We start from the raw sequence: 11,690 nt of genomic DNA on the forward strand, positions 1-11,690 counted from the left end.
GAGGTGGTTGAGATGAAATTTCGTCTCTTGGCGGTCGGTGTCGGGCTTATAGCCCTTCTCGGATTGGCGGCCTGCGGCGGCGGCAGCAGCGGCGGCGAAAGCGCCACGAGCGGTCAGAAAGCACCCCTGTCAAGTCAGAACGAGCAACCCGCCGTTCCCCGGAAATCATCCAAGCCGGCCCAGGCCGACGCCGAGGGCAAGGACCAGGACGAGAGCGAGCGGGATACGACGACGGCGCAGATCTCCACGTTCGCCCTCGACGTGGACACCGCCTCGTACGGCTACGCCCGCCGTACCCTTCAGGAGGGCCGCTGGCCCGAGCCCGGCGAGATCCGCCCGGAGGAGTGGGTCAACGCCTTCCGGCAGGACTACCCGCAGCCCCCGGACGACGGCTTCGCCGTGCACGTCGACGGCGCGAAGCTGCCGTCGGGCGACGAGGCCGTCATGCGCGTGGGCCTGCAGACCCGCGCGTCCGACGCGGCCGAGCGGCGGCCCGCCAACCTCACGTTCGTGGTGGACGTGTCCGGCTCGATGGCCGAGGCCGGCCGGCTCGACCTGGTCAAGGCGGCGCTGCAGAAACTGCTCACCCAGCTCGCACCCGGCGACCAGGTCTCGATCGTGTCCTTCTCCGACCAGGCCACGGTGCTGGCCTCGATGACCCCGCTGACCGCCCGGAACGAGCTGAGCCACGCGATCGACCAGCTCACCATCGCCGGTGGCACGAACCTGGAGGCCGGGCTGGTCACCGGCTACCAGCAGGCTTCCCAGTCGTTCCGCCCCGCCGCCACGAACCGGGTCATCGTGCTCTCCGACGGCCTGGCCAACCAGGGCAGCACGCAGTGGCAGGCCCTCCTGGACCGGGTCAAGGAGTACGCGGGCAAGCAGGTCACGCTGCTCACGGTGGGCGTCGGCCGCGAGTACGGCGACGAGCTGATGGAGCAGCTCGCCGACAACGGCGACGGCATGGCCGTGTACATCAGCAGCGAGGAGGAGGCCGCCAAGGTCTTCGCCACGCAGCTGCCCGCCAACATCGAGCTGCGGGCACGCGACGCCAAGGCACAGGTCGTCTTCAACCCGGCGGTGGTGGAGAGCTACCGGCTCATCGGGTACGAGAACCGCGCCCTGACCACGGAGGAGTTCCGGGACGACAGCCGCGACGGCGGCGAGATCGGCCCCGGCCACTCCGTCACCGCCCTGTACTCGATCAAGCTGAAGCCCGGCGCCAACGGCCAGCTCGCCCAGGCCACCGTGCGCTGGCAGGACCCCGACACCAGGGGCGCGTCGGAGGTCAGCGGCTCGCTGCAGTCCGGCGACCTGGCCGCCTCCGTCTGGGACAAGGCACCGATCCGGCTGCAGGTGGACGTCGTGGTGGCGGCGTTCGCGGTGTACATGCGCGACCGCGAGGCGTTCGGGCTGGACCTGCCCACGCTGGGCGAGCACGCCTCCCGGCTGGCCTCCGCCGCCGAGGACCCGATGGTGTCGGAGCTGGCCACGCTCATCGAACGGGCCAAGTCGGTCGGGTGACCCGCGGGGCGGCTCGGCCGGGCCTGGCCGGTCGAGCCGCCCTGTGGGGCTTCGGGCGATTCGCGAGTGTGCATCGGGGGTCGCGAAGTCGGCTACACTCGTACACGAAACAAGGGGCTATGGCGCAGTTGGTAGCGCGCCTCCATGGCATGGAGGAGGTCTGGGGTTCGAATCCCCATAGCTCCACAGGTGTGAAAGAGGGCCGTTCCCGTCATCCGGGGGCGGCCCTTTTCGCATGTGCGGGGCGCCGTGACGCCGCATTGTCGGGTGTTCGCCTGACACGCTCGCGCACCGGTCGTCCGTAGGCTCGCAACCGCTTCTCCGAAAGGTTGCCGATGTCCACCCCGTACCCGCCCTCATCGGGGCCCGCGCCAGCCTGGCCGCCGCAGGGGTTCGGCATGGCCGGGGCAGCGGGCGCGCACCCGGGCGGCTTCCCGCCGCCCGGGGCGCCGGGGCCGCATGGAGGTGGCTTTCCGCCGCCCGGAGGGCAGGGCAGGCACGCGGGCGGGCACCGGCCGCCGCCCCGGCGTGGTGGCGGGGGCTCGAAGGGGCCGCTGATCGCCGTGGTGGCCGTGGCCGCCGTCGTGCTGCTCGCCGCCGGTGCGGCGGGGATCTGGTTCTTCCTCCAGAGCAGGCAGCCCGAACCCCCGGCGAGCTCGACGGGGGAGCGGCGCAGAACGGTCACGTCGCCGTCGCCGTCGGCCAAGCCCGTGAAACTGCGGCCGGTCACCGGCGACCAGCTCTGCTCAGCCGTTCCGGACGCCCTCCGCAAGAGCCTGGTCACCGACGGCCGGTACGGCGGGAGGCAGGCGTCCACGCCGGCCGCCACCGAGACCGAGAAGCGGGCCGCCTGCGCGTGGCACAACAGCAAGATGGACGTCGGCGGCGGCGTCCTGGGCCATCGCAGCCTGACCATCGCGGTCGCGGCCCGGAGCCCGGATGGCGGCAGCGCGCTCGACCACGCCAAGGACCGGTTCGAGGCGGACAGGAAGGGCCACGAGCGGCGGGTCAACGTCCGCGACGGCAAGCGGACCGACGGCAGGACCTCCGGCTCGGCCTTCGGCGAGCTCAAGGAGCTCGACCACGGCGACGCGTCCTACAGCCAGAGCTCGATCGGGCACAGCGGGCTCAAGGCCGCCGTGTTCGTCCGCCAGGGGCCCTGGCTGATCCAGGTCGAGTACGGCGGCAGCAACCGCACCGGCGCCAAGTACCCCTCCGGCGACGAGGTCCGGGCCGCGGCCGGGAAGGTCGCCGAGCGGGTCACCGCGGAGATGGCCAAGGCCGCCGGCAAGGTCAGGCTCGACGGGCCGTGCGCGATCCTCACGGCCGCGAACGTCGAGTCGGCGCTCTTCCGCACCGCCGAGGGCCCGTCGGTCGGCGGGAGCGACGGCCGCATCAAGCACACCACCTGCACCTGGCGGATCAGCGAGGAGGTCGCGCACGAGCCCGGCCAGGAGTTCACCGCCAGGGGTGGCGAGCTGCGCGTCCACCTGGTCGACTGGGGCGGCGGCGAGTCCGGGGCGAAGTTCCAGTTCGACCGGGAGGCCGCGAAATTCGACCGCTACCGCGCCAAGGGCGGCATCGGCGACACCACCACCCACACGGACTACGAGCCCCGCCGGCAGCTCTCCGGACTCGGCGAGCAGGCGTTCGTCGTGCTCTCCTCGGCCACCAGGCCGGACAAGCCGGACGACAAGCCCATGCGGGAGATCCTGGTCAAGGTGCTGATCGGCGACCGGACGGTCGATTTCACCTTCAGGGGCACGACGGCCGGGGGTGGCGTCGTCGGCGCCGACGGCTACCAGGAGCCGGTCCTCGACCCCGCCGCCGCGGAACGGGCCCTGACCAAGCTGGCCAGGACGTTCGTCACCGGCCTGAAATGAGCCCCCGGCCCCTCAGGGCCTGCCGCCGGCGCCCGCCTGATGGTAATCTCGAACTGGAGTTCGTACACTGGGATCATGACTCCTGTGGAACTGCCCGAGATCTGGAGGCCGCCCATCGTGGAGCACGCGATCCGCGACGGCGCGGCCCGCTACCTGCTCGCCTGGGGCGACGACGCCCAGGGGGCGCGGTGGGGATACCTGCTGTGGCCGCCGACGACGCTGGAAGCGCGCTGGGTGCGCTGGGAGGAAATTCATCCGGTCGCGGGCGAGGACTACAGCGCGGTCCCGATCGCCGACCCCTTCACGTGGGCGGCATTCTCTGACTAAAGTCAGAGAATGGACGGCACGGCGATAAGGCAGGTGCGCCGCTTCCAGCGGACCGTGACGCAGCGGATCGGCGCGCTCAACGACAGGTTCCTGGCCCGGGACCGGCCTCTCGGCCAGTCCCGGGTGCTCTGGGAGATCGGGCCGGAGGGCAGCGAGATCCGCGCCCTGCGGGCCCGGCTCGACCTCGACTCCGGCTACATGAGCAGGCTGCTGCGCTCCCTGGAGGCCGACGGGCTCGTCGTGGTCGAGGGGAGCGGCCCCGACGGCAGGGTGCGCACGGCCCGGCTCACCCCGGCCGGGCTGGCCGAGCGGGAGGAGCTCGACCGGCGCTCCGACGAGGCGGCCGCCGCGATCCTCCAGCCGCTCCCCGCCGACTGCCGCGAGCGCCTGGTGGCCGCGATGGGCGAGGTCGAGCGCCTGCTGGCGGCCTCCATGGTCGCGATCGACGCGCTCGACCCGAGCCGTCCCGCCGCCCGGCACTGCATCCGCGCGTACGTCGCCGAGCTGGCCCGCCGCTTCGACGGCGGCTTCGACCCGGAGCGCAGCATCCCGGCGGGCGACGAGGAGTTGCGGCCGCCCGCCGGGATGCTGCTGGTCGCCACGCTGCACGCCGAGCCGGTGGGCTGCGTGGCGCTGAAGCTGCACCCCGGCGACGCCACGGCCGAGATCAAGCGGATGTGGGTCGACCCGGCGACCCGCGGGCTGGGGCTGGGTCGCCGGCTGCTCGCCGAGGCCGAGGCGCGCGCGGCCGGGCACGGCGCCCGCACGCTGCGGCTGGAGACGAACCGCGCGCTCACCGAGGCGATCGCCCTCTACCGGGCCTCCGGCTACGCGGAGGTCGCGGCGTTCAACGACGAGCCCTACGCCCACCACTGGTTCGAGAAGCGGCTGTGACCCCACGGTGGACGTCCGAGCCGCCTCCTCACACGGGTGGATTGAAGCGGTGGTATCCGGGGGCGGTCCATCCGGCGGGCAGGGTGCCGGCGAGGTGGACGTACTCGTCGACGTCGAACCGCACCACCGGCCGGTCCTCCCCCCACTCCACCCGGGCCCGGCCGGTGAGCTGCAGCGTCTCGCCACGCTCCCAGTCGGGGAACAGCAGCCCGGCCGCCGGGTCGAGCTCCAGGTTGCCCAGGGTCATGTACATGCCGTTGCCCGGGTAGTCGGCGAACTCCAGCGAGCGCGGGCCGGTGACGCGGACGAAGCCGGGGTTGCCGCCCCGGTGCGACACGTCCGCGCCGAAGCCCTGGGCGCGGGTGGCGATGAAGAACGTGTCCGCCGCCGCGATCCAGTCCAGGTGCCGCCGCCCGGGGGAGTCGCCCCGGCCGAGAACGGCGGGCGTGCCGGGCTCGGCGATGGGCTCGCGGGTCTGGATGTATTTCGGGCAGTTGGCGTAGACCTGCTCGGTCCAGACCACGAGGGAGTCCCCCGCGCGTACGGCGGTGCCGTTCACGCGCATCCTGCGCCGCGTGTGCGGCTCGATGGCCAGCAGGCCCACGTCCCGCTCCGCCGCGAACAGCCCGTGCAGCGGGTCGCCGGCCGCGGGCAGGGCGTGCAGCACGAGCGTGCGGTCGTCCTCCGGAGCGGCGAACCCGGCGGGCCCGGTGAGCAAGCCCGCCCAGAGCCGCCCGAGGTCGTCGGCGGCGCCGGCCACGATCATCCGCTGGTTCCGCAGGAACCCGGCCGCCACCTCGGGGATCTCCGCCCGGGCACGGGCGCTGCCGTGGTCCTCCAGCCGCACCCCCGCCCGCCGCTGCACGGCGACCTCTCCCGGATGCCTTCCCATTAGAAGAACCCGCAGGTCGGCGCGTCAGAGGTGGGCGCGGGCCGGTCTCCGCCGCCGTCGGGAGCGAAGATCTCCAGCCGGATGCCGTCGGGGTCCTCGAAGAACACGCCGCCCGAGGAAGCCCCCTCGCGATGCGGCACGATGCCGCCGTGGTGGAGGGTCGCGCCCAGCTCCTTGATCACCGTCTCCGCGCGCCGCACCGCGTCGAGGTCCGCCACCTGGAACGACAGGTGGTGCAGCCCCGGCCGGGCGGTGGCGAAGCGGCCCTCGCTCTGCTGCCACAGCGTCAGCACGAGCGTGCCGTCCTGCGCCAGGAACGCGTAGCGCCGCCCGTCCTCCTGGGACTCGCCCGCCACCGTGAACCCGAAGACGCGCCCGTAGAACTCCTTGGACTTGTCGAGATCGGTGACGTTGAGCCCGATGTGCCCGGTCTGGAAGGACATCCCACACTCCTCTAACGCTTGCCTGACTGGCTTGCCATTAGAAGAACTATAACGGCAAATCTCGGCTTTTGGCGTTAGAAGAGGTCATTTTTTGTGTTCCCGGTAGTGCCTGGCCGCCCGGGCGCGGTTGCCGCAGGCCGTCGAGCACCACTCCTGACGTGGGTGTTCCTTGACGAAATAGAGCACGCAGCGCGGGGCCTGGCACGTGCGCAGCAGGCTCCGGTCCGGGCTCGCCAGGAACTCCACCGCCGCCGTGGCGAGCCGGCCGCGCAGGAGTGCGGACTCGTCCGCCCCGGCGGCGGGGGTCGTGGTGAGGGCCGGCGCGCCGTTCCAGGACAGTTGCGGGGCCGTGGGCGCGGCCAGGGCGGTGGCGTTGACCAGGGCCAGCGCCTTCTCGAACGGGGGCAGGTCCGGCGCGTCCGCCCGGCTCGGCGGGTCGGGGCTCACGGCCCTGGCGAACAGGGCGCGTACGGCCTGGCGCAGGCGTACGGTCTCCTGCCACAACTCCTCCGTGGCCGTGAAGCCCGGGTCCAGGCCCAGGCCGGCCGCGTGCTCGCGGACCCAGGCCGTCATGCCGTCCACGCCCGACAGGTGGTCGACCGGGCCGGACCGGTCGGCCCTGATCGTGCTGACGAATTCCAGGATCAGGTAGGACATCTCCTCAATCTAACGCCGAACAGCACCTGCACCCGTGAGACGCCGGATCACGCCTCTCTCGGCCGGGTGAGGAGGCGGGCGGCCAGCAGTCCCAGCACCACGATGCAGAACAGGTCGAACCAGACGCTGAGCGGCGACAGGTCGCCCCGAATGGCCGCGTTGGGCAGGATCAGCGCCAGGAACGTGGTCTTGCCCGCCACGGCGGCCAGCGCCGCCGGCAGGCGCACGGGCGGGTGGAAGGCGGCCCACATGATGGCGGCCCCGAGCAGCAGTTGCAGCATGCCGCGGTGCTGCAGCAGTGCCTGCGTCATCGGGGCCGGGTCGGCCACCCCGTAGTTCCAGTCGAGGATGCCCACGTTCACCAGGGCGAGGACGGGGAGCGTGGTGATGGCGCCGATCAGCGCGAGTAACACGCGCAGGGCGGGTTCGGCACGGACGGGCAGCGACATGGGAGAGCCTCCTGGCGAGTGACGATAACCGTCAGCATAGCTGACGACTTTCCGGAAGCTCAAGGGTTCTACATTGGACGGCATGAGCGAGCGCGGCGCGGCTGAGCGGATTTCCACGGCCACCGGCTACATGCTGGTGCGCATCGGCGACTTCGCGCGGCAGCGCATCGAGGAGGAGCTCGCCCGCTGGTCCATCACCGGCAAGGAGCTGCGCGTGCTGACCTACGCGCACGACGCCGCCAGGTCCCAGCGCGACCTCACCGCCGTCTCGCGCATGGACCGCACCACGATGACCGTCGTGATCAACAAACTGGAGGAGCTCCAGTACGTACGCCGCGTCCGCAACACCGCCGACCGGCGCAAATACCTGATCACGGTGACCGACGAGGGCGCCCGCGTCGTGGCGGCCGCGCTGGCCCACATGGCGGAGGCCGAGGCCGCCTTCCTCGGCCCGCTGACGCCCATCGAGCGCTCGCTGCTGAACAACATGGTCGCCCGCCTGTACGCCGCCCACGACCCAGATTGTGCGTGACCAGAAAATTTTCGCATCACGCAAATATTTGCGATAGGCTCGCGGCATGAGCGGACTGAGAGAGCGGAAGAAGCAGGCCACGCGCGAGGCGCTGATGACGGCCGCCCTCCGGCTGGCTCTGGAACGAGGGCTGGAGAACGTGCGCGTCGAGGACATCGCGGCCGCGGCCGGGGTCTCGGCGAGGACGTACAACAACTACTTCGCCAGCAAGTACGAGGCGATCACCGCCCGCCACACCGACCGCGTGCTGGGAGCCGTGACCGCGCTGCGCGCCCGGCCGCCCGGCGAGCCCTTCTGGGAGGCCCTGACCGAGGCCATGGTGCTCCCGTGGGAGCAGCACGCGGGCACCGCCGACACCGCCCCGTCCGCCGAGCTGCTGGCGAGCATCCGGATGCTGAGCGACGAGCCCGCGCTGCGGGCGGAGTCGCTGCGGGTGGCGTTCGCGGCCGACGGCGAGCTGGCCGCGGCCGTGGCCGAGCGCACCGGCACCGACCCCGCCCGCGACCTCTACCCCCACCTGGTCGCCGCCGCGGTGACCGCCACCGTGCAGGCGGCGGTCGGCCACTGGCTGCGGGCCGACCCTCCGGTCCCGCTCGTGCCGCTGCTGCGCGACTCGCTGCGCGCGCTGGCCGCGGGCCTGCCCGCCCCTTCCGGACCCCCTTCGCAACAAGGAGAGACCTCATGGACGTCGTGATCGCCGGCGGTGGCCCCAACGGGCTGATGCTGGCCTGCGAGCTGAGCCTGGCCGGGGTCCGCCCCACCGTCGTCGAGCGCCTGCCGCGGCGCAGCGACCAACCCAAGGCCAACGGGATCATCGGCCAGGTCGTCAGGCTGCTGCGCCTGCGCGGCCTCACCGACCAGGAGGCGCCGATGCCCGGGTTCGTGTTCGGCGCGATGCCGCTGGACCTGGCCGGGCTCGACGACAACCCGCTCCACGGGATGGGGATCAGCCAGCCCGCCCTGGAGGAGCTGCTGGAGACGCGCGCGACCGAGCTCGGCGTGCGGATCAGGCGCGGGCACGAGCTGGCCGGTCTCGCCCAGGACGACGCGGGCGTGACGCTGCGACTGGCGGGGCCGGACGGGCCCTACGAGCTGCGCACCCGCTACCTGGTCGGCTGCGACGGCGCGCACAGCGCGGTCAGGAAGCTGGCCGGCATCGGCTTTCCCGGCGTCAGCGCCGCCGACGTCGTCAGCCGCACCGCCCACGTCACCGTGCCGGGCGCGGTGATCCGGCCCGAGCGGGCCGAGCTGGAGGTGCCGGGGGCGGGCACGTTCGGGCTGTGGACGTGGCACAGGACCGAGCGCGGCGCGTACGCGATGCTGCCGGCCGGGCCGGGCCTGCTCATGGTGGCGGCGATGGAGTGGGACGCCGAAGCGCCCGGCGAGGACGTGCCGATGACCGTCGCGGAGCTGCGGGGGAGCCTGGCCCGCGTGCTCGGCGCGGACGTGCCGCTGGCCGAGCCCACCGGCCCCGGCCCGCACCTGCTCAGGCGGCTGAACGGCCGCAACACCCGGGTGGCCGACCGCTACCGCGAGGGCCGCGTGTTCGTGGCCGGCGACGCCGCGCACGTCCACTCGGCCATGGGCGCGCCCGGCCTCAACCTGGGCCTGCAAGACGCCGCCAACCTGGCCTGGAAGCTGGCCGCCGAGGTGCACGGCTGGGCGCCGCCAGGGCTACTGGACACCTACGACGCCGAGCGCCGCCCGGCCGCCGGGCGGGTCGCCATGCACACCCAGGCCCAGCTGGCGCTGGCCGCGCCCGGCTCCGCGGTCACGGCGCTGCGCGAGGTGTTCGGCGAGCTGCTGGGCGACCCGGGCGCGCGGCGCCGCATCGCCTCCCTGCTGGCCGGGTCGGACGTGGCCTACCCGATGCCCGCGCCGCCGCACCCGCTGGTCGGCCGGTTCCTGCCCGAGCTGCCCGCCGGTGCGGCGGCCCGGGCCCGTCCGGTGCTACTCGACGCGACGGGCGGCCTGCGCGTACGCCACGGGCGCGTCGACGTCGTGCCATCCGGCGGGCCGGACGCCGTGCTGGTGCGGCCCGACGGCTACGTGGCCTGGGCGGGCACCCCGGACGAGACCCTGGACGAGGCCCTGGAGACCTGGTTCGGCGAGACCCTGGAGGCCGCGTAGGCACGGAGGTCAGGCACGGAGGTCAGGCACGGAGGTCAGACGCGGCCGACCCCCGCGAGGATGCCCGACTTGACGAAGTCGTACGCCCCGTCGGGGGAGGCATCCGGGGTCCAGTCGGCGACCGGCACGACGCCGGGGCCGAGCAGTTCCAGGCCGTCGAAGTAGGCGGTGATGCCGGCGCGGTCCCGGCGGGCCAGGCCGCCCGAGGTGGTGCCCGAATAGACCTGCTGGCCCGCGCGGGTCTCGTCGTCGGTGGCGTTGCCCGCGTACAGGTGGGAGAGCACCAGGTGGCAGCCCGGGCGCAGGCGCTCCCGGACGCGGGCGGCGATGCGGGCGGCCTCGGCGTCGTCGGGGACGAAGTGCAGGACGGCGACCATGAGCACCGCGTACGGCTCGTGGAGGTCGAGGTGTCCCGTGACGAGCGGGTCGTCCAGGATCGCGTCCGGGTCCCTCAGGTCGCCCTCCAGCGCGATCACGTCCGGCTCCCTGGCCAGCAGCGCGCGGGCGTGGGCGAGCGCCATGGGGTCGTTGTCCACGTAGACGACGCGGGAGCCGGCGACGTGCCGCCGGGCGACCTGGTGCACGTTGTCCTGGGTGGGCAGCCCGGCGCCGATGTCGACGAACTGGCGCACGCCCGCCTCGGCCAGCATGCGTACGGCGCGGCCGAGGAAGCCGCGGTTGGCCAGGGCGATCTGCCGGGCGTCGTTGCCCATCCGCCGGCCGAGCTCGATCATCTTCTCGGCCGCCTCGCGGTCCGCGGCGAAGTTGTCCCGGCCGCCGAGGTAGTAGTCGTACATGCGGGCGACGCTGGGCACGTGCGGGTTGATCCCGGCGGGTAAGTGGTCCGCCTCGGCCATGTGACGACCCTTTCCTTGATCCTCTTCTCCGGATTCTAGGCGGAAAGGGAGCAATTGCCGCAAACCCTGCGACGAGCGGCCGATCAGGCGCGCCGGAAGGTGTGCCGGTAGGCCAGCGGCGGCACGCCGACGGCCGCGTGCAGGTGCTGGCGCAGCGAGACCGCCGTGCCGAAGCCCGAGCGCCTGGCCACCTCCTCCACGCCCAGGTCCGTCGTCTCCAGCAGGTGCCTGGCGTGCTGCACCCGCTGCCCGGTGAGCCACCTGGCCGGGCTCACGCCGGTCTCCTCGCGGAAGCGCCTGGTGAACGTGCGCACGCTCATCCTGGCGTGCTCGGCCAGCGCGTTCAGGTCGAGCGGGGCGTCGAGGTGGGCGAGCATCCAGTCGCGGGTGGCCGCCGTGCCGCCGCCGGTGCCGTACGGGAGGGGCCGGTCGATGTACTGGGCCTGGCCGCCCTCCCGCCACGGCGGCATGACGCAGCGCCTGGCCGTGCGGTTGGCCACCTCGCTGCCGTGGTCGCGCCTGACCACGTGCAGGCACAGGTCCAGACCCGCCGCCACGCCCGCCGAGGTCAGCACGTCTCCGTCGTCCAGGAACAGCACGTCGGGATCCAGCTTGACCTGCGGGAACAGGCGGGAGAAGCGGGCCGCCTCGCGCCAGTGCGTGGTGGCCGGGCGGTCGTCGAGCAGGCCCGCCGCCGCCAGCACGAACGAGCCCGTGCAGATCGACATCGTCCTGGGCCGCCCCTGCAGGGCCGCGGACAGCGTGTCCGAGATCGTGCCGTCCTTCAGCGCGCGGCCCGCGTGGATGCCGGGCACCAGGACGGTGTCGGCCGTGTCGAGCACGTCGAGGTCGTGGTCGGGCAGCACGCTGTAGCCCGCGCTGCACCGCACCGGCGCCCGCCCCTCCGAACAGGTCACCACCTCGTACAGCTTCTCGCCCGCCGGTGTCTCCGCCGCCCAGAACACCTGCCCGGGCACCCCGAGGTCGAGCGGGGCGAAGTGGTCGAGCACGACGACCGCGATCCGATGGGTCATGGCCAGATTCTTTCACATATTGGCTATCCGGCCACTCGAACCATGTAAGGGGATAAATCAGTATTGGC

Annotated in this window: 13 protein-coding genes and 1 tRNA gene; 8 read left to right on the forward strand and 6 right to left on the reverse strand. The window is 72.9% G+C overall.

From position 1 onward, the window contains the following. Positions 1–63: 63 nt before the first annotated feature. From ACBJ59_RS39265 to ACBJ59_RS39285, 5 genes are all read left to right on the forward strand, one after another. On the forward strand, positions 64–1,524 hold the full coding sequence (locus tag ACBJ59_RS39265; RefSeq protein ID WP_375115209.1) for a von Willebrand factor type A domain-containing protein: 1,461 nt from the start codon (positions 64–66) through the stop codon (positions 1,522–1,524). 113 nt (positions 1,525–1,637) lie between these two features. Further along, positions 1,638–1,710 (forward strand) — tRNA-Ala (locus ACBJ59_RS39270). A gap of 212 nt (positions 1,711–1,922) precedes the next feature. Continuing rightward, positions 1,923–3,407, forward strand: a complete 1,485-nt coding sequence (locus ACBJ59_RS39275) for a hypothetical protein (RefSeq protein WP_375115210.1) — start codon at positions 1,923–1,925, stop codon at positions 3,405–3,407. Positions 3,408–3,482: 75 nt separating this feature from the next. Then, a complete protein-coding gene (locus ACBJ59_RS39280; protein ID WP_375115211.1) occupies positions 3,483–3,734 on the forward strand; it encodes a hypothetical protein in 252 nt (83 codons plus the stop codon). Positions 3,735–3,743: 9 nt separating this feature from the next. Further along, positions 3,744–4,628, forward strand: a complete 885-nt coding sequence (locus ACBJ59_RS39285; RefSeq protein ID WP_375115212.1) for a GNAT family N-acetyltransferase — start codon at positions 3,744–3,746, stop codon at positions 4,626–4,628. Between the two features lie 28 nt (positions 4,629–4,656). On the opposite strand, the gene ACBJ59_RS39290 is transcribed toward ACBJ59_RS39285, so the two are convergent. The 4 genes from ACBJ59_RS39290 to ACBJ59_RS39305 form a co-directional block, all read right to left on the reverse strand. After that, a complete protein-coding gene (locus ACBJ59_RS39290) occupies positions 4,657–5,520 on the reverse strand; it encodes a pyridoxamine 5'-phosphate oxidase family protein (protein ID WP_375115213.1) in 864 nt (287 codons plus the stop codon). Further along, positions 5,520–5,963, reverse strand: a complete 444-nt coding sequence (locus tag ACBJ59_RS39295; RefSeq protein WP_375115214.1) for a VOC family protein — start codon at positions 5,961–5,963, stop codon at positions 5,520–5,522. Before ACBJ59_RS39295 ends, ACBJ59_RS39290 begins: the two co-directional genes overlap by 1 nt. Before the next feature lie 84 nt (positions 5,964–6,047). Then, on the reverse strand, positions 6,048–6,620 hold the full coding sequence (locus ACBJ59_RS39300) for a CGNR zinc finger domain-containing protein (protein ID WP_375115215.1): 573 nt from the start codon (positions 6,618–6,620) through the stop codon (positions 6,048–6,050). Between the two features lie 47 nt (positions 6,621–6,667). Further along, positions 6,668–7,069, reverse strand: coding sequence for a hypothetical protein (locus ACBJ59_RS39305; RefSeq protein ID WP_375115216.1), 402 nt, complete (start codon positions 7,067–7,069; stop codon positions 6,668–6,670). Between the two features lie 82 nt (positions 7,070–7,151). On the opposite strand from ACBJ59_RS39305, the gene ACBJ59_RS39310 reads away from it, so the two are divergent. The 3 genes from ACBJ59_RS39310 to ACBJ59_RS39320 are packed head-to-tail and all read left to right on the forward strand — an operon-like array spanning position 7,152 to position 9,731. Beyond that, positions 7,152–7,601 (forward strand): MarR family winged helix-turn-helix transcriptional regulator, encoded by a 450-nt coding sequence (locus ACBJ59_RS39310; RefSeq protein WP_375115217.1) that lies wholly within the window; start codon positions 7,152–7,154, stop codon positions 7,599–7,601. 46 nt (positions 7,602–7,647) lie between these two features. Beyond that, a complete protein-coding gene (locus ACBJ59_RS39315; protein WP_375115218.1) occupies positions 7,648–8,295 on the forward strand; it encodes a TetR/AcrR family transcriptional regulator in 648 nt (215 codons plus the stop codon). Then, a complete protein-coding gene (locus ACBJ59_RS39320) occupies positions 8,283–9,731 on the forward strand; it encodes an FAD-dependent monooxygenase (RefSeq protein WP_375115219.1) in 1,449 nt (482 codons plus the stop codon). The genes ACBJ59_RS39315 and ACBJ59_RS39320 overlap by 13 nt, the downstream gene beginning before the upstream one ends. Positions 9,732–9,766: 35 nt before the next feature. Here the strand turns inward: ACBJ59_RS39320 and ACBJ59_RS39325 are convergent, their stop codons facing one another. Continuing rightward, on the reverse strand, positions 9,767–10,588 hold the full coding sequence (locus ACBJ59_RS39325; RefSeq protein ID WP_375115220.1) for an SAM-dependent methyltransferase: 822 nt from the start codon (positions 10,586–10,588) through the stop codon (positions 9,767–9,769). A gap of 83 nt (positions 10,589–10,671) precedes the next feature. Then, complete coding sequence (locus ACBJ59_RS39330; RefSeq protein WP_375115221.1) at positions 10,672–11,622, reverse strand: GlxA family transcriptional regulator; 951 nt, start codon at positions 11,620–11,622, stop codon at positions 10,672–10,674. Positions 11,623–11,690: the final 68 nt, after the last annotated feature.

This window comes from Nonomuraea sp. MTCD27 (assembly GCF_041950495.1).
Lineage (GTDB): Bacteria > Actinomycetota > Actinomycetes > Streptosporangiales > Streptosporangiaceae > Nonomuraea.